At 46.7% G+C, this 20,538-nt stretch carries 21 protein-coding genes and 1 tRNA gene; 8 read left to right on the top strand and 14 right to left on the bottom strand.

Annotated features, from left to right (window positions below):
- From ICN20_RS08765 to ICN20_RS08755, 3 genes are read left to right on the top strand one after another with little or no spacing between them, the layout of a single operon-like run.
- Positions 1 to 864, top strand: a complete 864-nt coding sequence (locus ICN20_RS08765; RefSeq protein ID WP_216239625.1) for a M48 family metallopeptidase — start codon at positions 1 to 3, stop codon at positions 862 to 864.
- Positions 865 to 887: 23 nt separating this feature from the next.
- On the top strand, positions 888 to 1,391 hold the full coding sequence (locus tag ICN20_RS08760) for a peptidylprolyl isomerase (RefSeq protein ID WP_216239623.1): 504 nt from the start codon (positions 888 to 890) through the stop codon (positions 1,389 to 1,391).
- Positions 1,388 to 2,170: a UDP-2,3-diacylglucosamine diphosphatase gene (locus ICN20_RS08755; RefSeq protein WP_216239621.1), complete on the top strand. Its 783-nt coding sequence runs from the start codon at positions 1,388 to 1,390 to the stop codon at positions 2,168 to 2,170. Before ICN20_RS08760 ends, ICN20_RS08755 begins: the two co-directional genes overlap by 4 nt.
- 29 nt (positions 2,171 to 2,199) lie before the next feature.
- On the opposite strand, the gene ICN20_RS08750 is transcribed toward ICN20_RS08755, so the two are convergent.
- On the bottom strand, positions 2,200 to 2,988 hold the full coding sequence (locus ICN20_RS08750; protein WP_216239619.1) for an inositol monophosphatase family protein: 789 nt from the start codon (positions 2,986 to 2,988) through the stop codon (positions 2,200 to 2,202).
- A gap of 153 nt (positions 2,989 to 3,141) precedes the next feature.
- Here ICN20_RS08750 and ICN20_RS08745 point away from each other — a divergent pair, with 153 nt between their 5' ends.
- Together ICN20_RS08745 and cysE are read left to right on the top strand one after the other, a co-directional pair.
- The gene (locus ICN20_RS08745; protein WP_216239618.1) at positions 3,142 to 3,894 is read left to right on the top strand and encodes an RNA methyltransferase; all 753 of its coding nucleotides are present in this window, start codon (positions 3,142 to 3,144) and stop codon (positions 3,892 to 3,894) included.
- 23 nt (positions 3,895 to 3,917) lie between these two features.
- A complete protein-coding gene (gene cysE, locus ICN20_RS08740) occupies positions 3,918 to 4,682 on the top strand; it encodes a serine O-acetyltransferase (RefSeq protein ID WP_216239616.1) in 765 nt (254 codons plus the stop codon).
- Between the two features lie 77 nt (positions 4,683 to 4,759).
- On the opposite strand, the gene ICN20_RS08735 is transcribed toward cysE, so the two are convergent.
- Positions 4,760 to 5,368, bottom strand: coding sequence for a peptidylprolyl isomerase (locus tag ICN20_RS08735; protein WP_216240394.1), 609 nt, complete (start codon positions 5,366 to 5,368; stop codon positions 4,760 to 4,762).
- Between the two features lie 61 nt (positions 5,369 to 5,429).
- On the opposite strand from ICN20_RS08735, the gene ICN20_RS08730 reads away from it, so the two are divergent.
- Positions 5,430 to 6,662: a cupin domain-containing protein gene (locus tag ICN20_RS08730; protein WP_216239615.1), complete on the top strand. Its 1,233-nt coding sequence runs from the start codon at positions 5,430 to 5,432 to the stop codon at positions 6,660 to 6,662.
- Positions 6,663 to 6,771: 109 nt separating this feature from the next.
- On the top strand, positions 6,772 to 6,942 hold the full coding sequence (locus tag ICN20_RS08725; protein ID WP_215392539.1) for a hypothetical protein: 171 nt from the start codon (positions 6,772 to 6,774) through the stop codon (positions 6,940 to 6,942).
- A gap of 59 nt (positions 6,943 to 7,001) precedes the next feature.
- Here ICN20_RS08725 and bamC read toward each other — a convergent pair whose 3' ends face one another.
- From bamC to ICN20_RS08680, 9 genes are all read right to left on the bottom strand, one after another.
- The gene (gene bamC / locus ICN20_RS08720) at positions 7,002 to 8,147 is read right to left on the bottom strand and encodes an outer membrane protein assembly factor BamC (protein WP_216240392.1); all 1,146 of its coding nucleotides are present in this window, start codon (positions 8,145 to 8,147) and stop codon (positions 7,002 to 7,004) included.
- A complete protein-coding gene (dapA, locus tag ICN20_RS08715) occupies positions 8,147 to 9,019 on the bottom strand; it encodes a 4-hydroxy-tetrahydrodipicolinate synthase (protein ID WP_215363856.1) in 873 nt (290 codons plus the stop codon). The genes bamC and dapA overlap by 1 nt, the downstream gene beginning before the upstream one ends.
- Positions 9,020 to 9,096: 77 nt before the next feature.
- Positions 9,097 to 9,660: a bifunctional 2-polyprenyl-6-hydroxyphenol methylase/3-demethylubiquinol 3-O-methyltransferase UbiG gene (locus tag ICN20_RS08710; protein ID WP_255534697.1), complete on the bottom strand. Its 564-nt coding sequence runs from the start codon at positions 9,658 to 9,660 to the stop codon at positions 9,097 to 9,099.
- 9 nt (positions 9,661 to 9,669) lie between these two features.
- A complete protein-coding gene (locus tag ICN20_RS08705) occupies positions 9,670 to 10,872 on the bottom strand; it encodes a tryptophan--tRNA ligase (protein WP_216239613.1) in 1,203 nt (400 codons plus the stop codon).
- Between the two features lie 44 nt (positions 10,873 to 10,916).
- Positions 10,917 to 11,768: a 3',5'-nucleoside bisphosphate phosphatase gene (locus ICN20_RS08700; protein WP_216239611.1), complete on the bottom strand. Its 852-nt coding sequence runs from the start codon at positions 11,766 to 11,768 to the stop codon at positions 10,917 to 10,919.
- 9 nt (positions 11,769 to 11,777) lie between these two features.
- On the bottom strand, positions 11,778 to 12,881 hold the full coding sequence (zapE, locus tag ICN20_RS08695; RefSeq protein WP_216239609.1) for a cell division protein ZapE: 1,104 nt from the start codon (positions 12,879 to 12,881) through the stop codon (positions 11,778 to 11,780).
- The gene (gene lpdA / locus ICN20_RS08690; protein ID WP_216239607.1) at positions 12,882 to 14,318 is read right to left on the bottom strand and encodes a dihydrolipoyl dehydrogenase; all 1,437 of its coding nucleotides are present in this window, start codon (positions 14,316 to 14,318) and stop codon (positions 12,882 to 12,884) included.
- 12 nt (positions 14,319 to 14,330) lie between these two features.
- A complete protein-coding gene (gene odhB / locus ICN20_RS08685) occupies positions 14,331 to 15,545 on the bottom strand; it encodes a 2-oxoglutarate dehydrogenase complex dihydrolipoyllysine-residue succinyltransferase (RefSeq protein ID WP_216239605.1) in 1,215 nt (404 codons plus the stop codon).
- Between the two features lie 48 nt (positions 15,546 to 15,593).
- Positions 15,594 to 18,449, bottom strand: coding sequence for a 2-oxoglutarate dehydrogenase E1 component (locus ICN20_RS08680; protein WP_216239603.1), 2,856 nt, complete (start codon positions 18,447 to 18,449; stop codon positions 15,594 to 15,596).
- A 299-nt stretch (positions 18,450 to 18,748) separates the two neighbouring features.
- On the opposite strand from ICN20_RS08680, the gene ICN20_RS08675 reads away from it, so the two are divergent.
- Entirely contained in the window at positions 18,749 to 19,447 is a 699-nt protein-coding gene (locus ICN20_RS08675; RefSeq protein ID WP_216239601.1) for a helix-turn-helix domain-containing protein, read from the top strand.
- A 71-nt stretch (positions 19,448 to 19,518) separates the two neighbouring features.
- On the opposite strand, the gene ICN20_RS08670 is transcribed toward ICN20_RS08675, so the two are convergent.
- The 3 genes from ICN20_RS08670 to ICN20_RS08660 all read right to left on the bottom strand — a co-directional run bounded on the left by ICN20_RS08670 (position 19,519) and on the right by ICN20_RS08660 (position 20,513).
- Positions 19,519 to 19,803 (bottom strand): H-NS family nucleoid-associated regulatory protein, encoded by a 285-nt coding sequence (locus tag ICN20_RS08670; protein WP_216239600.1) that lies wholly within the window; start codon positions 19,801 to 19,803, stop codon positions 19,519 to 19,521.
- Between the two features lie 182 nt (positions 19,804 to 19,985).
- Positions 19,986 to 20,399 carry a PaaI family thioesterase gene (locus tag ICN20_RS08665; RefSeq protein WP_216239599.1) on the bottom strand — a complete coding sequence of 138 codons (414 nt, stop codon included), beginning with the start codon at positions 20,397 to 20,399 and terminating at the stop codon, positions 19,986 to 19,988.
- A 37-nt stretch (positions 20,400 to 20,436) separates the two neighbouring features.
- A tRNA-Pro gene (locus ICN20_RS08660) sits at positions 20,437 to 20,513 on the bottom strand.
- Positions 20,514 to 20,538 lie beyond the last annotated feature (25 nt).

The raw sequence follows: 20,538 nt of genomic DNA, 5'->3' as shown, positions 1-20,538 counted from the left end.
ATGCCCCACAACGCCCCAGCGCCACGTCCTGTCCTCAATAAGGTCTTTACCCCAGCTTTTGCCGCTTTGGCAATCCTGGCACTCTTATCAGGCTGCAGCACCCCTGCCCAGCAGCGCGCTGATGCGGAAATAGCAGCAATGAATGCCCAAGGAGCAAGCGGCTCCCAAACACCAGCGCAACCCTATTTAGGCGGCTATAGCCCCATTGACCCGCCAAGACTATCAGCAGACATGGGCTATGACCCTCTCAACCCAGAACTCTCTGAGACCGTTGGTGTTCCATTTTTGTCCTTCTTGATTATTGAGCCAGACCCTATCACCAAGAATGCTGTTCCTTCAGATGTAGAGAAACTCATTAAAGCGCGTAAATATCAAGATGCGGTCACTCAGATTAATGTGGATCTCAAAAAGACTCCGCGTAATGTGCAGTTGCGTTTTGTGAAGGCGCGCTTACAAATCGAGATGCGTCAATTTGATCAAGCTAAAAAGACTTTGATTGAAATTACTCAGCAGTTCCCAGAGCTGCCCGAGCCGTATAACAATCTTGCCGCAATTGCAGCAAACCAAGGTCAATGGATTGAAGCGCGAGATTATTTAGAGCTTGCGTTAAAACTGCGCCCTAGTTATGCCATTGCCTCTGCTAATTTAGGTGAGATCTATATTCGTCTTGGCGCCCAAGCTTATGAAGATGCTGGCAAGAATGCGACATTGAATCAGCGCCAATACTCTAATCGTGCCAAAGCACTCCTAGATATCTTGAAGCCTCCGGCGAAACGTCCCGTAAGTCGTGCCCCCAATCCCACAGTCAACCCTACAGTGAATCCCACTTTGGATTCACTGCCAAGTAACAACCCACCCAACTAACCTTCCAGAAAGTAGATCTAATAATGGCGAAAGTTCTCCTAAAAACCAATCAGGGTGATATCACCCTGACTCTTGATGCAGTTAAGGCACCTAAAAGCGTTGCTAATTTTTTACAGTATGTAAAAAGCGGTCATTACGATGGCACGATTTTCCATCGTGTGATAGATAACTTCATGGTTCAAGGCGGCGGTATGACTGCTGGCATGAAGCAAAAGTCAACTGGCGCAGAAATTGAAAACGAAGCGAATAACGGCCTTAAGAACGATCGTTACACCGTAGCTATGGCTCGTACTAGCGATCCACATTCTGCTACCGCTCAATTCTTTATCAACGTTAACGACAATGACTTCCTGAATCACACAGCGCCTAACGCTCAAGGTTGGGGCTATGCCGTATTTGGCAAAGTCACAGACGGCATGGATGTTGTTGACACCATTCGCAAGGTAAAGACTGGAAGCTCTGGTTTTCATCAAGACGTTCCATCAGAAGATGTCGTCATCGATAAGGCTACCGTTCTCGAGGAATGATTCCGCAATACGCGAGCGCGCTGCTCATATCGGATCTACACCTGACGCCGTCAATGCCCTTGACGGCGCAACGTTTTTTTGATTTCTGCGAAAAAGAAGCTCCAAAAGTCGAAGCTGTTTTTATTCTGGGTGACTTATTTGAATACTGGGTGGGTGATGATGCAGCAGCATCCTCTCCCTTCCAACAAGAAGTTCAGCGCGCAATCGCCAATCTATCTACCAAAGTAAAAACGTATTACTTGCATGGCAATCGAGATTTTCTAATCGGTAAAAGTTTTATTAAAAAAACAGGGATGACGCTTTTGTCAGACCCCTGCACTGTTCAGATTGCTTCAGAAAAATGGGTGCTCGCCCATGGCGATGCTTTATGCACTGCCGATATTGCTTACCAAGCATTTCGCAGCTGGGTCAGAAAGCCTTGGATTCAAAAAATATTCTTGGGACTGCCGCTCAATTGGCGCAAGGGTATAGCTCAACATCTGCGCAGCAATAGCCATAATCAATATCAAACTCAACAACGCTCAACATCACATCAAGTCAAAATGGATGTGACACAACAAGCTTGCGCTGATGTGATGAAGGATCATTCTGGAAACAGATTAATTCATGGCCATACCCACTTGCCTGCCCATCATGAAGAATCTATGGGCACTCAAAGTTGGCAGCGATGGGTGTTATCGGATTGGGATCTTGATCACCCGGAGAGCCTGCCTCCTAGGGCAAGCGCCTTGTTTATCGATAATGCTGGAGCACGCTATCTCGACCTAATCAAGAGTTAAGTACTCTTGATTAGGTCGAGTGATGTCTATTAAGAAACGGAATATTTAGAAAGCGATTGCACCATCTGCGCGAAGATGCGTGGGTTTGCTGCCATCAATTCACCACTTTTCAGGAAGCCCTCTTCACCACGATAGTTACCTATCAATCCACCCGCTTCAGTAATGAGCAATGCGCCTGCTGCCATATCCCATGGCTTGAGATCGCTCTCAAAGAAACCATCGTAGCGACCAGCTGCAACATAAGCTAAATCTAATGATGCTGCGCCGGGACGACGCAATCCTGCGCATTGACGTGACATCTCAGCGAAGATCTTTAAATATTTTTCTAAGTCTTGGTCTTCACGATATGGAAAGCCCGTACCAAGTAAAGAATTTGCCAGACGATCTTGCGCAGCTACGCGCAAACGCCGACGATCCAAGTAGGCACCAGCACCTCGTGTCGCGGTGAATAATTCATCACGAGTGGGGTCATAGACTACGGCTTGTTGAGTTACGCCATTCACTGCAAGTGCAATAGACACTGCATATTGCGGAAAGCCATGAATAAAATTGGTTGTGCCATCAAGAGGATCGATGATCCACACATTTTCTGCATCGGCATTGCGCTCGCCTGTTTCTTCCGCCAAAAATCCGTGGGTTGGATAGGCTTCGCTCAGCGTTTCAATGATGGCCGCTTCTGCGGCTTTGTCCACCTCGGTTACAAAATCGTTATGTTGTTTACGGTCAACTTGTAGTCGCTCCAAATTCAAGGAGGCACGATTGATGACTGTTCCAGCGCGACGGGCGGCCTTTACGGCCACATTTAACATGGGATGCATAGTATTGATGGACAAATTAAATAAGAACAAGCTCCTTGTAAGGTCTACAACTAGGGTAAATTGCATGACAATACGAAGCTAACAGATTGATTCTAAACGATTAGCGTCCAGAACACCCCAATAACCCCTCTCAAACTACCCTAAAGCGCATTGATGAATATCGATTTATCCAAACTCCTTCGCTGGGTTTTAGTTGAAACTAGCCACCCTGGAAACGTAGGTTCAGCCGCTCGCGCCCTCAAAACCATGGGATTTGGCGATTTGCGCCTCATTAATCCCAAGATCAAAGGTGTGGCGGCAAATACTGAAGCTATCGCCCTAGCTAGCGGTGCCGCAGACATCCTGGAGACCTCCTTGGAGAGTGATTCCTTGGCGTCTGCAGTAGAAGGTTGCTCGCTTGTTTTGGGTCTCACTAGCCGAGATCGAGAGTTTGGACCTCCCGCCCTCGACTGGGAAAGCGCCCGCTCCTTGATAGCAGATGCCACTCTGAGCGGTGGCAAGGTTGCCCTCCTCTTTGGCCCAGAGAGAACGGGATTGGATAATGATCATTTAGCCTTGTGTACGCACAGGGTCTGGCTAGATGCCAATCCTGCTTATCCCTCGCTGAACCTAGCCCAAGCGTTAATGGTGTGTGCCTATACCCTTAGGGAAACATTGATTCGGAATACTGCAGAACCTCACTCTTTGGCAAATCGAGAAGAAATGGCTGATTTTGCCGATCCCGCTGCAGTTGCTGCCATGTTGGATCATTGGCGCGAAGGGCTTGAGGCAATTGGCTATTTAGATCCCGCCAACCCCAAGAAGCTCATACCCCGATTGCAGGCTCTATTTGCACGCAGCCGTCTACATAAAGAAGAGATTGACCTGTTGCGGGGGATCGCAAAACAGATGCTCCTGAGAAAATAAGCGCATCCCGTTAAAATCAACCCATGCCTAATCCTTTTTTCGACCAAGTCGACTCCATCATTGCCAGAGACCCAGCTGCCCGGAATCGTCTCGAGGTCATTACTTGCTACCAAGGTTTACATGCAGTTTGGCTGCATCGTGTCTCCCATTTTTTATGGAATCTGGGGCTGAAATGGATTGCACGAGTGCTTTCCATGTTTTCACGCATTCTGACGGGTATTGAAATACATCCTGGCGCAAAGATTGGTCGCAGAGTATTTCTAGATCATGGACTTGGTATTGTGATTGGCGAGACTACTGAAATTGGCGATGACTGCACCATTTATCAAGGCGTTACTTTAGGCGGCACTTCTCTTTATAAAGGTGTAAAACGTCACCCTACTCTTGGTAAAGGCGTAGTGGTTAGCGCTGGTGCAAAAGTACTTGGCGGATTTACCGTAGGCGATGGTGCACGTGTTGGCTCTAATGCGGTTGTTCTTAAAGAGATTCCTGCGGGAGCTACTGCTGTTGGTATACCTGCGCGAATCTTGCATCCCGACTTGCCGCAAAGTCCAGATAGCAAAACGAAAGAATACTTTTCGGCTTACGGCGTTACACCGAATGTAGATGATCCAGTATCCATGGCTCTTAAGGGTTTAATCGATGCGACGATCGAGCAAGAAGCCAAAATTGCCGCGCTAGAGAAAGCACTTGCTATATTAAGCAACGCCCCTGCAGGTCATAATGCAGAAGGCTCAAGCGATACCAAGCGCGATCTAGATGCTATTAAGGAATGGTTGAAAGAGTAGGATCTTCGGACGATCTCACAATAGATGTAAAAAAGGAATAGCGCGCTATTCCTTTTTTGCTTTAGTGGAGTTCTGAATTAATGCAGTGTGCGTGGACCAGCATTGTCACCACCTAAAGCACCGCCTGGAAATTCATCGTCATCGCCGTCATCATCACTCTCTTCATTTGGCATGCCGAATGAAAAACTCTCGCCACCTTCTGGATGACGATTTTCAATCTCATCATCAGTAGCAACTCGCACATCTTCGACTTGCACCCAAAAACGCAGTGCCATGCCAGCCAAAGGATGATTGCCATCCAGTACCACTTGATTGTCGGCAACATCGGTAACGGTATAAATTAAAGGCTCATCATCAGCATCTACATCCTCAGTATTGGCGCCTTCTTCGGTATCGGGGATGCCTTCAAACTGCATACCCACTTCCAGGGGCTCAGGAAAACGCGTGCGTGGCTCAATCTTCAATAGCTCAGGATCGTACTCACCAAAGGCTTCATTTGGCTCAAGCTGAATCGTGGCCTCATAACCAATATCTTGGCCATCTAGCAGGGTCTCAATTTTGGGAAAAGTACCTTCATAGCCACCGTGCAGGTATACCATCGGAGAATCTGGTTCTTCGATGACATTATTTTGCGCATCGGTTAACTTATAGCGAAGGGATACGATGGTATTTTTTTCAATCTTCATGCGGAATTTGTCGAACATTCGTTTTTAATCAGTTTCTAAAAAAGCTTTTACCTTTTACTTTATGACCTCATTTTACTTGAGCAAACCCTATGAGCCTCCCCAGGCCCCAGCAAAACTTCCCTTAGGCGAGCCCTGGGCCCTATTTGGGGGTATTAGCCCAGATCAGTTCATGGCACGCTACTGGCATAAAAAGCCTCTCCTTATCCGTGGAGCAATACCGGCATTTGCCCTCTCAGCACTTTCTGGAGAGCAGCTTGATAGCCCTATTCCCACGCAAGAATTACTCAAATTTGCCCTGCAAGATGGGGTTGAATCGCGCCTGGTGAAATCTAACCCCTGGAGTTTTAGCAGTGGTCCATTTGCCAAAAAAGCAATTCCCTCAGTTGATAAACCCAATTGGACTTTGTTGCTCCAAGGAATGGAAGCGCATCATCCTGCAGCTGCCAAAATACTGACTTGGTTTCGCTTTATCCCCGATGCTCGCCTTGATGACTTGATGGTCAGCATTGCTGGCATTGGTGGCGGCGTTGGCCCACACTTTGATTCTTACGATGTCTTCCTAATTCAAATGTCCGGACGAAGACAGTGGCGAATTTCTGAGCAAGATGATTTAAGCCTCAACCCCAATCTCCCGCTAAAAATTCTGCAGAACTTTAAGTCTGAGCAAGAGTGGACATTGGAGCCAGGTGACATGCTGTATTTACCGCCACATGTAGCCCATGATGGAATCGCACTTGATGCAGGCTGTCAAACATGGTCTGTAGGATTTCGTTCGCCTAGCTTTAAAGAATTGCTACAAGAAGGTTTGTGGCGCTTAGCCGAATCCTTGGAGGATATTCCTGGGCTAGAGGATAAGTTTGCAGACCCCAAACAAAGCGCTACTCAGTTTGCCGAACAGTTACCAGATGAACTCATCAAACAGCTTGGATCGAAATTGAAGGAGTTGAAATTAGATCAAATTGATGGCTTTCTCCCAGGGATTACTGCCTATCTTTCAGAGCCTAAACAACAAGCCTTTTTTGACGGTCCAGAAGAGCCTCTTAGCCCAGGGCAATTTTTAAAGCAATTGGGCGCGACCCCCCTTGTTCCCCACCCCCAAACCCGTATTTTGAGCCTTGGAAAGCAGGTTTATTGCAATGGGGAGACTATGACTAAGGGGCAAGCTCAAGACATTATTTCCGCCTGGCAGACCCTCTCCGCCCAGAAGGCCCTGAAGGGTAAAAAGCCGAAGCATCTCGATAAATCCAGTCTTTATGAGGCGTATTTGGCTGGATGGCTGGTTTTTCAGACCTGAATTCCCAGATGGATATAATAATTACTGGAAACTACTTAGGGATTATCCCTCGGTAAATCCAGAAAACAATTACCGGTAATTGTTGTTAATTTTTTAAAGGAATTTATAAATGAAGAAGTCACTCGTATTCGCTGCTATGTTAGCAATCGCCTTGGCCGCTTGCGGTAAGAAAGAAGAAGCAAAACCTGTAGAAGCTGCTCCTGCTGCTGCTCCAGCTGCTCCAGCTGCTGAAGCTCCTGCTGCTGCTCCAGCTGCTCCAGCTGCTGACGCTAAGAAGTAATCTTCTTCATGAAGAAAAAAAGCCGCTGAAAAGCGGCTTTTTTATTGGCTGTAAAAAACTTACTTAGACAGTTGATCCGTTAACAAGGTCAACAACTGGAATCCAGCAGGCGTATTTTCTGGCTTGCCCTCAGCATTCTGCACATACACATTTGCAGAATTCTCACCAGTACTCTTCACAACCACTTGATACTTCTTAGCCTTCAAGCTTGAATCATCTTTGCTACTAAAGAGATTTGAGAAGAATCCTTTGGTATCACCCAAATCTTTTGGATTGACGTAACGCACGTAGTAAACGCCATTAGAGCGATTGCGATCTTCAACAGTAAAGTTTGAACGATCAAGCGCTAGACCAACATCACGCCAAGAGCGGTCAAAACCAGCGCTCAACTGAATATAGGCTTGATTAGTACCCTCTTGAACAAACTTCGCCTTAGGGGTTTTAGGGCCAAGCGGGACCGCTACCATCGCCTTGGCTTGCTCTTGAGTCATACCCAAGCGCTCCATCAAACGCGCCAAGAAAACCGCCTCTAACTCGGGGTCATTCGGACGAGGTGTCCAGACTGTAGAGATACAGTTGCCAGTGGAATCAGATGTGCACTTTTCAATGGCACCACGTTGAGTGATGTAGACCTCAGTCTCACCAGGCTTAGAAACTTCTAAACGCGTCTTGTATTTATCGCGCTCGCCTGTGTCATACAGCGTATCTAAAGCGCCACCAAGAGTTGATCGAATCCAATCTTGAGAAATCTTGGCACGATTTTCTGCCCAGTCTGTTTCCATGATTCCAGTAGATGGAGAATCCACTACCAAAAGAAAACCATTCTCTTGCCAGAAATCTTTTACTTGTGGATAAAGTTCAGGCGCTGGCTTTTCAACCACCAACCAACGACGCTCGCCATCACGCGCAATGCGCATACCCGGAATGCCCGTCATCACATTACTGCGCATTTGCACTGATTTCTTAACGGCGGCATTGTACTCAGACATTGTGGCTGTTCCATCCTGAACGATGTAACGGCGATCAGCTTGAGCAGTAATAAGGTCGGGAGGGTAAGACAAATTAGGTCCGCGCACAGCGCCAGAGCTCTTATAGTCAACGGTATCGTTACTAGTAACTGACTTACAGGCTGTTAGCGCAACGGATGCCATTAACAGCAGAGCAAATATCGATAAGTATCGACGCAATAATTGGAGCAAATTCATCATAATAAGTTGGCCTGTTTTAATGCTGCCTTCAAAGGCTCGCGCAAGGAATTGCTTAAAGGTGTTAATGGCAAACGAATGCCAGCAGTAATCTTGCCCATCTCGTGTAATGCCCACTTCACTGGGATTGGGTTGGCCTCTGTGAACATCGCCTTATGAACTGCAATCAATTGATATTGAATTTCACGAGTTCTCTTCACATCATCTGACATTGCTGCAACACAAAGTTCATGCATTAAACGTGGTGCAATATTCGCAGTTACAGAGATATTGCCCTTGCCACCCATCAACATCAACATGGCTGCCGTGAGATCATCACCAGAAAACACTGAGAAGTCTTGATGGCCAGCACGCTTGAGGTCATTAATCAATAAGGTTCCGCGCTCTAAACTACCCGTCGCTTCTTTTATACCGATAATGCCTGGCACACCAGCTAAACGAACCACAGTATCACCTGCCAAGTCGGCTACTGTTCTACCGGGAACGTTATACAAAATGACCGGCAGATCAACGGACTCTGCAATCTTTTTAAAGTGGGCAAACATGCCATCTTGTGTTGGCTTGTTGTAATACGGAACCACTTGCAGGCTGGCATCAGCGCCAACTTGCTTAGCAAATTTGGTTAATTCAATCGCTTCAATTGTGGAGTTGCCACCAGTGCCTGCGATGACTGGAATGCGACCAGCAATCTGCTCTACCGTCACGCGAATCAGCTCACAATGCTCTTCAACCGAAACCGTGGGAGATTCGCCACTCGTGCCAACAATCACAATGCCATCAGTCCCTTCGGACACGTGCCAATCCAGCAAAGAACGCAAGCTAGCGTAATCCAAACTCCCGTCCTCGAACATCGGAGTAACAATAGCCGGCATGCTACCGGCTATGGGTTTTTTGCTGCCTTTGGAATGAGCTGTATTTGTCACCGAATATGCACCGATTTTTAGCTGTCTTAACCCTGAAATTGTAACGGAATGCGCTGTTTTAGCTCACCTTTTACAGCACATAGGCGCTGAACCATGGCTGGTTTGGGCTGATCCACATAAATATCCTCATAAGCCAGTACTTTGAGGTCATGGCGGGAGGCAAAAGCGAGCAATTCCCCTGGATTTAAAAGGAAATTGGGGTTGGATGGTTTGCCAAAATCGCCATTACCCAGGGCGAAGGTTTCATAGATCAAAACGCCCTCTTTTCTGAGCATTTTGGGGAGTTCATCGAGGTGGGGACGGTAAAGGTAGTTTGTCACCACAATAGCGCTGAACTCAGCCCCTATTAAAGGCCACTCGGCCTCTTCAAGGTGAAGACGTTTAGGGGTAATAGATGGGTTGTTTAACATCTCAATGGCCTGAATATCCTGGTCCACTGCCATCACCTGATAACCCATGTTGGCTAGCAACTCAGAGTGTCGACCTGCTCCACAGGCTAGATCTAGAACCACCCCACCCCGAGGAATCAGTGGTGCAAATCGCCTCACCCAAGGTGAAGCATTCAGAATCGCATCGTGCGCACTAGGCAAGATCAATCCTCAATCGTAAGCCAGGCCCATCGCTTCACGAACCTCGCGCATCGTTTCTTGTGCGACCTTGCGTGCCTTATCGCAACCATCAGCAATGATGGAGCGCAAAAGGCTCGGATCATCGAGATACTTTTGAGCACGTTCAAACATTGGTTGTTGCTCAGCCAAAATGGCATCAATCACTGGTTGCTTACACTCTAAACAGCCAATGCCTGCTGATTTGCATCCCTTATCCACCCATTGTTTTGTATCTTCATTTGAGTAAACGGTATGCAACTGCCATACAGGACAACGCGCAGGATCTCCAGCATCCGTTCTGCGAACTCGGGCTGGATCAGTTGGCATAGTGCGAATCTTTTTAATCACATCTTCCGGATTTTCACGAATACTAATCGTGTTGCCGTAGGACTTAGACATCTTCTGCCCATCAATGCCAGGCATGCGTGATGCAGTTGTTAGTAAGGCTTGAGGTTCGGGAAGAATAATTTTGCGAGAGCCTTCCAAGAAACCAAAAAGTCGTTCACGATCAGCCATCGATAGGCTTTGCGCCTCTTGTAATAGGGCTTTAGCCTGCTCAAGCGCTTCATCGTCTCCGCGTTCCTGAAATGCTACGCGTAATTCGGCATACATCTTGGCGCGCTTGCTACCTAATTTCTTAACTGCCTCTAAAGCTTTTTCTTCGAAGCCTGGCTCGCGGCCATAAAGATAATTAAAGCGACGTGCTACCTCTCGAGTCATCTCTACGTGCGGCACCTGATCTTCACCTACCGGCACAAATTGCGCACGGTAAATCAAAATATCTGCAGCTTGTAGCAATGGATAGCCTAGGAAGCCATAGGTTTGAAGGTCCTTTTCCTTAAGCTTCTCGATTTGATCTTTATAAGTAGGCACCCTCTCCAGCCAGCCTAGCGGGGTTCCCATAGAGAGCAATAAAAAGAGTTCGGCATGTTCAGGCACTTTGCTTTGAATAAACAAAGTTGCCTGATTTGGATCTACGCCAGTTGCCAACCAATCAATCACCATATCCCACACGGATTGCTCGATCACATCAGGAGTCTCGTAATGGGTTGTTAAAGCATGCCAATCTGCTACAAAAAAGAAGCAAGGGTATTCGGACTGCAAGCGCACCCAGTTCTTTAAAACACCGTGGTAATGACCGAGGTGCAAACTACCGGTTGGTCGCATGCCAGAGAGAACGCGTTCAGCAAACATCTTTTTTCTTTTCTTAGTGGTTAATTAGTAGTGAGCTTGGGCTCTTAATGAAAAGCAGACCACACCGGAGTGAGGTGATCTGGTAAGTGAGGCAAATGCCCTAAATCAATATGGCTTTCGTTCGGATCATGAAAGTCCGAACCACGAGAAGCCAAAAAGCCATACTGCTGTGCAATCTTTGCAAAAGTTTTGTATTGGTCTGGACTATGACTCCCAGTAATCACTTCAATTGCCAGGCCTCCAATATCCTTAAAGTGCTTATAGAGTTCATCCATTTGCATAGCACTGAGTCTGCTGTAACGACCAGGGTGAGCTATTACCGCTACGCCACCTGCAGATTTAATCCAGCTAACGGCGTGATCCAGACTGGCCCATTGATGAGGAACATATCCTGGCTTTCCCTCAATCAAATAGTTTTTAAAAACATGTTCTGTATTGCGACACACGCCCTGCTCCACTAAGAAGCGAGCGAAATGTGTTCTGGAGATCAACTCGTGATTGCCGGCAAAATGCAATGCGCCCTCATAAGCTCCAGGAATACCTACTTTGAGCAATTGCTCTGCCATCAGTTGCGCACGATTTGCACGACCATCACGCGTTTGACGTAAACCCTCAATAATCCCAATATGGTCTGCATCAATACCAAGACCAACGATATGAATCGTCTCACCCATCCAAGTAACAGAGATTTCTACACCAGCAAGATAATCTATATTTAAAGCGCTAGCTGCTTCTCGCGCACGCTTTTGCCCGCCCAACTCATCATGATCGGTCAGCGCCCACAAATGCACACCATTTGCTTTAGCGCGCTCAGCTAATTCCTCAGGCGTCAAAGTCCCATCAGAAATAACTGAATGGCAATGTAAATCGGCATTAAGGGGTGAAAAGCTGCTCATGACCCTATTTTAGGTCAAGCTGGTATCAATTACCCGGCGCGGCGCATCTAGGTAGTCACGAGACTGCATCTCGATCAAACGGGATACGGTTCTGGAGAATTCCGCTGTAATTTGGCCCTCGGTATACAAATCCGGGGCCGGAACCTCTGCAGAGATGATTAACTTGATCTTATGGTCGTATAAGACATCAATTAACCAGATAAAGCGACGGGCTTCATTGGTCATTCTAGGGGGCATATAAGGCACTCCCGACAGAATCACCGTATGAAATTGGTTGGCTATTTCCAGGTAGTCGTTTTGAGAGCGTGGACCACAACAGAGGGTCTTAAAGTCAAACCACACCACACCATCAGCCATATGCAAGGGACGCAATTCGCGGGACTCAATATTTAAGACGGGATTGCGAGTCTCTTTTTGATTGCCGATCAGCGTTTGGAACATTTGACCAAGCGTTGCTTGTGTTTCTGCATTCACTGGAGTGAGGTAGGCTTCCACTTGCGCCATCTGCACACGACGATAATCATTGCCCGCGTCTACGTTCAATACATCGAGCTTCTCTTCCAATAACTTGATAGCCGGAACCAATCTATCGCGATGCAAGCCATTTGGATAGAGTTGATCAGGGCGATAGTTTGATGTCATCACAAATTGCACACGGTCTACAAAGAGCGCATCAAGCAGGCGATACAAAATCATCGCATCAGCAATATCGTTAATGTGAAACTCATCAAAGCATATGAGGCGATAGCGATTAGAAATCCGCTTTGCTAGCTCATCTAGTGGATCTGACATTCCTGAGAGTTCATGCAATTCACGGTGCACTTCCCGCATGAACTCATGAAAATGAATGCGGATTTTCTTTTCTAATGGGGATGCAGCGTAAAAGCAATCCATTAAGAACGATTTACCGCGTCCCACCCCGCCCCACAGATAAATGCCACGGGGCAACGTTGGTTTAAATATCTTTTTCTTTAGGGAATTGCTACGGATTTCTTTATAGGCAATCCATTCGTCTTCGCATTCCTGAAGACGCTCTACAGCACGAAGCTGCGCGGGATCGCTATGATACCCGCGCGCCTTTAACTCTTGCTGGTAAAACTCAATGGTTTTCAATTACATATTTAATGCACGTGAGTCTGTCGCCAACGCTGCTTCGCGCATCACTTCAGACAAACTTGGATGTGCATGACAGATACGAGCAATATCTTCTGCTGCTGCTTTAAATTCCATTGCAACCGCTGCTTCCGCAATTAAGTCAGATGCATTGGCGCCGATAATATGTACGCCAAGAACCTCATCAGTCTTTGCATCCGCTAACACTTTGATAAAACCATCAGCGCGACCCATACCTAAGGCACGGCCATTAGCAGCAAATGGGAACTGACCCGCTTTATAAGCAATGCCAGCCTCTTTGAGTGCTTGTTCAGTCTTGCCAACCCATGCAATTTCAGGATCAGTGTAAATAACCCAAGGAATGCAGTTGTAATCAATATGTGGTTTTTGGCCAGCAATCACTTCAGCAACTAAGACACCTTCGTCCTCTGCTTTGTGTGCCAACATTGGGCCACGTACTACGTCACCAACGGCATAAACGCCAGGCGCGCTAGTTGCGCAAGTGTGATCATCGATTGGAATGAAGCCACGCTCATCGACTTTGAGGCCAATCTTGTCTAAACCTAATTTATCAGTATTGGGTACGCGACCAACAGAAACAATTAAGCGATCGCATTCCAGCTTAGTCGCCTTACCAGCGCTATCGGTGTAATTCACCACTACACCCTTTTTATCCGCCTTAACATCACCAATCTTCACGCCAGTATGAATATCTAGGCCTTGCTTAGCAAAAAGCTTTTGGGCTTCTTTAGCAATACCGGTGTCGCAAGCGCCTAAGAATGAAGGCATTGCTTCAAGCACAGTCACTTGGGCACCGAGACGGCGCCATACAGAGCCCAACTCTAAGCCGATGACACCAGCACCGATTACGCCTAATTTCTTAGGGGCGGAATCAAACTTGAGCGCACCTTCGTTATCGCAGATTAAGACATTGTCTACAGCAATACCTGGGAGGTGACGGGCTTTAGAACCAGTAGCAATAATCACATTCTTTGCAGTAACTGTTTCTTTATCTTTGCCATCAATCTTGACTTGATAACCATCGGCACCCTTGCCTTCAAAAGATGCATGACCTTTTAGCAAAGTGATTTTGTTCTTGCGGAACAAGTACTGAATACCACCAGTCATCTTGGTCACGATGTCATCTTTGCGAGCAATCATCTTGTTGGTGTCGATGCTGACAGCGCCCACCTTAATGCCATGATCGGCGGCATGATGGTTGATCTTCTCGAACTCTTCAGAAGAAGCTAACAAGGCCTTAGAAGGAATGCAACCAACGTTTAAGCAAGTACCGCCCAAACGGGGCTCACCTTTTGGGTCATCATAGGATTGAGATTCAGCACAGGCAACTTTAAAACCAAGTTGCGCTGCACGAATTGCGGCAATATAGCCACCAGGGCCACCACCAATTACGACTACATCAAAAGCTTGGCTCATGATCTTCCCTTCTTACAAATCAAGGAGAAGACGTGAAGGATCTTCTAAGGCATCCTTCATGGCAACCAAACCAAGCACAGCCTCGCGACCGTCGATGATGCGGTGATCGTATGACAAAGCTAAGTAGTTAATTGGGCGCACAACCACTTGACCATTTTCAACTACAGCGCGGTCTTTAGTTGCATGGATACCCAAAATAGCAGATTGTGGTGGGTTAATGATTGGTGTGGAGAGCATGGAGCCGAATACACCACCGTTAGAGATGGAGAATGTGCCGCCAGTCAATTCTTCAATAGACAATTTGCCATCGCGAGCCTTAGCGCCAAACTCAGCAATCTTCTTCTCGATGTCCGCTAAATTCATTTGGTCAACATCACGCAAAATTGGAACTACCAAACCACGTGGTGAACTTACGGCAATACCGATATCAAAGTAACCGTGGTAAACAATGTCATTACCATCAACAGAAGCATTCAAGAGTGGGAACTTCTTCAAAGCATGAGTAGCCGCTTTTACGAAGAAAGACATAAAGCCTAACTTCACACCATGTACTTTTTCAAACTGATCTTTGTACTTATTACGCATAGCGATTACTGGCGCCATGTTGACTTCGTTAAATGTAGTCAAGATAGCGTTATTAGCTTGAGACTCAAGTAAACGCTCAGCAATACGAGCACGTAAGCGACTCATTGGTACGCGCTCTTCTGGGCGATCGCCCATTGGAACAGGCGCACTTGGCAATGCAGCTGACTTAGCGCTACCAGCAGAGGCATTCAATGCGTCACCTTTAGTGATGCGGCCATCACGACCAGAGCCGGCAACTTGACCAGCATCGATATTTTTCTCAGCAAGAATTTTTGCAGCTGAAGGTGCTGCGGCTGCGCCAGCTTTAGCAGCAGGAGCGGCTGCCTTAGCCGGGGCTGGAGCTGCTGCAGGCGCAGCAGCTGGTGCAGGCGCGGCGGCAGCGGGAGCAGCAGCGGCAACAGCAGTGCTATCAATCTTTGCAATCAACTGTTCAGCAATGACAGTGCCACCATCGGCAACGATGATTTCTGTCAAAACGCCAGCTGAAGGCGCTGGAACTTCGAGAACCACTTTATCGGTTTCGATTTCAATCAAGATCTCGTCTTGACCTACTGCATCGCCAACCTTCTTTTTCCATTGCAACAAAGTTGCTTCGGCAACTGACTCTGAGAGTTGTGGAACTTTAACTTCGAAAATAGCCATGATTAATCCTGTTTATATGTATGTGTGTATGTTTAGTTATGAAGACGATTATTTCGTGATCACGTAACCTTTGAGTTTGGCAAACGCCGCATTCAATAAAGACTTCTGCTGTTCTTGGTGGAGATGGGCATAACCACAAGCTGGTGATGCTGATGCAGGGCGGCCTGCATAGCCCAACTTCATGCCATCAGACATGTTTTCCAAGATGTTGTGCTGTACAAAGAACCAGGCACCTTGGTTTTGTGGCTCATCTTGACACCAGACTATGTCTTCCAATTTCGGATATTTCTTCAACTCAGCAGTCAATGCTTTGTGCGGGAATGGATACAACTGCTCCAAGCGAATGATGGCAACATCGCCAATCTTCTTCTCAGCACGTTGTTTAACTAGGTCGTAATAGACCTTACCAGAGCACATTACTAAACGAGTTACTTGTTTAGCGTCGATTGAATCATCACGCTCACCAATAATGGTTTGGAAACCACCTTTAGTGAACTCAGACAAAGGGGAAGCTGCTTCTTTATTGCGCAACAATGATTTTGGAGTCATCAGGATCAGCGGTTTACGGAACTGACGAATCATCTGGCGACGCAACACGTGGAAGATTTGCGCTGCAGTTGTTGGCTGAATGACCTGCATATTGGTATCAGCGCACAACTGCATAAAACGCTCAAGACGTGCAGAGGAATGCTCCGGGCCCTGACCTTCGTAACCGTGCGGCAACATCATGACCAAACCGTTAGCGCGACCCCACTTCACTTCACCGGAGGCGATGAACTGATCAATAACCACTTGAGCACCGTTAGCAAAGTCGCCAAACTGAGCCTCCCAAATAGTTAAGGTGTTTGGTTCAGCTGCGGCATAACCGTACTCAAAACCAAGTACAGCCTCTTCAGAAAGAATGGAGTCAATCACCACAAATGGCGCTTGATCTTTAGTCACATGCTGAAGCGCGATGTAAGTACCGGTATCCCATTTCTCACGGTTTTGCTCATGCAATACCGCGTGACGGTGAGTAAAGGTGCCTCGCCCGCTATCTTCACCAGATAAACGTACTGGGTAACCACTGGCAACCAAGGATGCGAAAGCCATGTGCTCGCCCATACCCCAGTCGACATTAATTTCACCACGACCCATAGCAGCACGGTCATTAAATACCTTAGCTACTAATGGATGCGCCTTGAAACCTTCTGGAATAGTAGAAATCTTTTCAGCTAAGCGCTTCCACTCAGTTAAAGGAATCGCTGTATCAGATTCATCCGTCCACTTCTTATTTAGGAATGGAGACCAATCGACCGCAAATTTACCTTTGAAGTTACTCAAGACCGGATCGGAAGTTTGCTTACCTTCATCCATGGCAGCGCGATACTCTTTGACCATCAGATCGCCTGTGCCAGCAGGTAATACACCTTGAGCTTCTAATTTATCAGCATATAACTTACGAGTACCTGGGTGCGCAGCAATGATTTTGTACATCAATGGCTGAGTCATTGCTGGCGTATCTTGCTCGTTATGGCCAAGCTTACGGAAGCAAATGATGTCGATCGCAACATCTTTATGAAACTTCATACGGAACTCAACTGCCAGCTTAGTTGCTAACACTACCGCTTCAGGATCATCACCGTTTACGTGCAATACAGGGGCATCCACAATCTTCATGATGTCCGTGCAATACAAGCTTGAGCGCAAATCGCGTGGATCTGACGTTGTGAAACCGATTTGGTTATTAATAACAATGTGTACCGTGCCACCAGTGGAGTAGCCACGAACCTCTGACATCGCCAATGTTTCTTGCATCACGCCCTGACCTGCGATCGCAGCATCACCGTGAACCAGCACGGGCATGACCTGCTCACCCAGCATATCGCCGCGACGCTCCATACGAGCACGTGCAGAGCCCTCAACTACTGGGTTAACGATTTCTAAATGGGATGGGTTAAATGCCAATGACAAGTGGACTGGACCACCAGGGGTAGAAATATCACTTGAGAAACCTTGGTGGTATTTAACGTCACCCGCAGGTAGTGTTTCTGGGCCCTTATGCTCAAACTCAGCAAACAAGTCTTTAGGCATCTTACCCAAGGTATTGACCAATACGTTGAGACGACCACGGTGGGCCATACCAATAACAATCTCTTGAATACCTTTGTTACCAGAGTCACGAATCAACTCATCCATGCAGGCGATAAAGCTTTCACCGCCCTCGAGAGAGAAGCGCTTTTGACCAACATACTTAGCTTGAAGGTAGCGTTCCAATCCTTCAGAAGCAGTAATACGATCCAAGATATGACGCTTCTCGTCCACATTAAATTGTGGAGTTGAGCGAATGGACTCTAACTTTTCTTGCCACCACTTCTTAATCTTCTGGTCGGCAATAAACATGAACTCGACACCAATCGTGCCGCAGTAGGTCTCGCGCAATGCTTGGAGCAAATCGCGCAAGGACATTTCATTTCTACCGAAGAATGTATTGCTAGTGTTGAAGACGATATCCATATCGCCGTCAGTGAAACCATAGAAAGCGGGATCTAACTCAGGAATATCCTGGCGCTCTGTCCGTTTCAATGGGTCTAAATTTGCCCAGCGGTTGCCAACGTTACGATACGCGGCGATTAGTTGCTGGACGGCAACGCGTTTGCGGCCCATCTCTGAGTCAGCCGAATCAGAAATCGTTCTGATAGGACCCTGCTTAGCGCGCTCAGCAAATGAAGCAACAATTGGTGCATGGGCAATGTCAGTTCGAGATGAACCATCAACCGCGGGCACTTGTTTCACGTTATCGAAATAATCTCGCCAATGATCAGCTACGGAAGCTGGATCGTGCAAGTAGGATTCGTAGAGTTCCTCTACGTAGGGTGCGTTTCCGCCGAAGAGATAGGAGTTATCTCTTTGATCCTGCATCATGATGCTCACCTTTCATCGGGTTTCCCGAATAAAAACTGTGGTTAAAACCATTCGTTACACGGCTCTACCGTTTGGCGAATTGATCTGTGCGAATACTGTTGCTACATCAGTAATTTAACACGAATAGCCATAGATACATAAAGGGCTTTCCCTGATTTCAAGGGATTTGGGGGTATTTCCCTATTAATGGAAATTAATAAGAACTTTCCTACTTTGCTTTAAGGGTTTGCCGACAGATTCAAATGATTTTGATTTTTATTCTCTAAATCTTCAAACAATTAAATGAAATCAAGGGAAATATGAAATCAATTACCCCGGAAACGGAATACCTCAGCACACGCCAGAGCGCCAAGATTTTGCAGGTTTCCCTGGGCACTGTTCAGAAAATGGTGGAATTGGGCGAACTCATCGCCTGGAAAACCCGTGGAGGACACAGACGCATATTGGCAAGTTCTTTAGATCAGCAATTGCAACGCAGGAAAAGGGCTATGCGGCAAAAAACCACTCAAAATTGCGTGGCCATGGGGATATTTAGAAGATCTGAAAATGGTCAAGAATTAATGGAGTCCATTGCAGATTGGCAACTTAAGGTAGAGATGGAAATGGCGGTAGATAGCCTGGAGGGGTTAATGAAGGCTGTTTCGATTGCCCCAGACCTTATCTTCTTAGATGCCCTTATACCGCCGGTTGAACAGGTTCATTTAATTCATTATCTTAGTAAAAACAAGGACACACAGCGCATACCTATCCTAGTAGATGAGGGTTTTATAAAGCTCCACCCCGGCGTAGTTGCACTAGCAGATGAAAACTCTGGAGGTAAACATCCCTTTAGCGAAAGCATCAAGCAGGAACTAGAAAATGGCCTAATTGATTTAAACCCACTCATAATTGGATATCCTGCCACCAACCCAGAGACAGAGGGGAACTGGACTCAAGGATCCAGACACGGGCTATTAGAACCTCTTTTTGTAGAGGCGCTTGCTAGAAAGTGCTCATAGTAAAAGGTAAGGGGTTAAACAAAAGGCCGCTTTAGAGCGGCCTTTGCAATGAATTCAATAAAAACAGTAACTTAGATCAAATAGCTGCTACGATCTCTGCCTTCGATCCACTTTGGCGCCTTGCCGCGACCAGTCCAAGTTTCACCTGTAGATGGATTGCGATATTTAGGAGCCACCTTGCCACCAGCACTCTTACCGCCCGCTTTACGGCTGAAAAGGTCTGATGCACTTAATCCATATTGCTCAATAATGGCCTTTGCCTTGGCAATACCATCTGCCTTTTCGTGGGCAATTGCTTCTTTAATCTGTTTATCCAACTGTTCACGTTGGGCTAGAAGCTCTTTATAAGAAGGCATATTGTTTTCTATCTCCGAATAGTAAGTTAGTTTATACAGCCTATATTGACTGTATTAGGTTTCGATTATATATAAACTAATCAAACTCGCAATATATATTGTCAGGATATTAACCTATATTTATTAGTACTAAATCCATTAAGGTTAATAAAAGAGATAATCTTTATAAATATTATGCTTAATTAAGGTGCGCTTGATTTTCTGAGCATAAAGGTGCCACTAGATTTAGCAGTTACCTCCCCCGCTTCATTCAAAACAATTGCTTCGCAGTAGTTAATCGTCTTTCCCGACTTCAGGATGCTGCCTTCTACAGCAATTTTGCCAATACTAGGTCGCAGGAAGCTCACCGTCATATCTATAGTCATAGCACCCAAAGGAACGTCTGTGGTACTTCTGGCGGCTGCCCCCATCGCAAAGTCCAATAATGTCATGATGACGCCGCCATGAGCGATGCCAAAGCTATTCTCATACTCCGGCCTTATTTCTAGGCTAATGCGCGACTTCCCATCTTTTGCGTACTCTGGAATGACGCCCAAATGCGCCAGAAAAGGAATCTTGAGGCCAAAATATTCAATAGATTTATCAGTGCTTGTCATGGAGATATTGCTTTAGAGAGGATGGGATGAAAGTGAATGGTCGGGGCGAGAGGATTTGAACCTCCGACCACATGCACCCCATGCATGTACGCTACCAGGCTGCGCTACGCCCCGACGAAAGACAAAATTGTATCAGTAA

It is taken from the genome of Polynucleobacter sp. JS-Polo-80-F4 (assembly GCF_018881965.1).
Taxonomy (GTDB): Bacteria; Pseudomonadota; Gammaproteobacteria; order Burkholderiales; family Burkholderiaceae; genus Polynucleobacter.
The sequence above is the reverse complement of the archived record's forward strand: the minus strand, read 5'-3'. Positions and strand labels throughout refer to the sequence as shown.

Excerpts from the sequence above, each read along its gene's own strand:
- ICN20_RS08705 (WP_216239613.1), bottom strand. The coding sequence starts at position 10,872 with ATGTTTGCTGAACGCGTTCTCTCTGGCATGCGACCAACCGGTAGTTTG.
- bamC (WP_216240392.1), bottom strand. The coding sequence starts at position 8,147 with ATGAATTTGCTCCAATTATTGCGTCGATACTTATCGATATTTGCTCTG.
- ICN20_RS08680 (WP_216239603.1), bottom strand. The coding sequence starts at position 18,449 with ATGATGCAGGATCAAAGAGATAACTCCTATCTCTTCGGCGGAAACGCA.
- ICN20_RS08750 (WP_216239619.1), bottom strand. The coding sequence starts at position 2,988 with ATGCATCCCATGTTAAATGTGGCCGTAAAGGCCGCCCGTCGCGCTGGA.
- ICN20_RS08700 (WP_216239611.1), bottom strand. The coding sequence starts at position 11,768 with ATGAGCAGCTTTTCACCCCTTAATGCCGATTTACATTGCCATTCAGTT.
- ICN20_RS08755 (WP_216239621.1), top strand. The coding sequence starts at position 1,388 with ATGATTCCGCAATACGCGAGCGCGCTGCTCATATCGGATCTACACCTG.
- dapA (WP_215363856.1), bottom strand. The coding sequence starts at position 9,019 with ATGCCGGCTATTGTTACTCCGATGTTCGAGGACGGGAGTTTGGATTAC.
- odhB (WP_216239605.1), bottom strand. The coding sequence starts at position 15,545 with ATGGCTATTTTCGAAGTTAAAGTTCCACAACTCTCAGAGTCAGTTGCC.
- ICN20_RS08665 (WP_216239599.1), bottom strand. The coding sequence starts at position 20,399 with ATGACAAGCACTGATAAATCTATTGAATATTTTGGCCTCAAGATTCCT.
- ICN20_RS08765 (WP_216239625.1), top strand. The coding sequence starts at position 1 with ATGCCCCACAACGCCCCAGCGCCACGTCCTGTCCTCAATAAGGTCTTT.
- ICN20_RS08675 (WP_216239601.1), top strand. The coding sequence starts at position 18,749 with ATGAAATCAATTACCCCGGAAACGGAATACCTCAGCACACGCCAGAGC.
- cysE (WP_216239616.1), top strand. The coding sequence starts at position 3,918 with ATGCCTAATCCTTTTTTCGACCAAGTCGACTCCATCATTGCCAGAGAC.
- ICN20_RS08760 (WP_216239623.1), top strand. The coding sequence starts at position 888 with ATGGCGAAAGTTCTCCTAAAAACCAATCAGGGTGATATCACCCTGACT.
- ICN20_RS08670 (WP_216239600.1), bottom strand. The coding sequence starts at position 19,803 with ATGCCTTCTTATAAAGAGCTTCTAGCCCAACGTGAACAGTTGGATAAA.
- lpdA (WP_216239607.1), bottom strand. The coding sequence starts at position 14,318 with ATGAGCCAAGCTTTTGATGTAGTCGTAATTGGTGGTGGCCCTGGTGGC.
- ICN20_RS08725 (WP_215392539.1), top strand. The coding sequence starts at position 6,772 with ATGAAGAAGTCACTCGTATTCGCTGCTATGTTAGCAATCGCCTTGGCC.
- ICN20_RS08735 (WP_216240394.1), bottom strand. The coding sequence starts at position 5,368 with ATGAAGATTGAAAAAAATACCATCGTATCCCTTCGCTATAAGTTAACC.
- ICN20_RS08745 (WP_216239618.1), top strand. The coding sequence starts at position 3,142 with ATGAATATCGATTTATCCAAACTCCTTCGCTGGGTTTTAGTTGAAACT.
- ICN20_RS08730 (WP_216239615.1), top strand. The coding sequence starts at position 5,430 with ATGACCTCATTTTACTTGAGCAAACCCTATGAGCCTCCCCAGGCCCCA.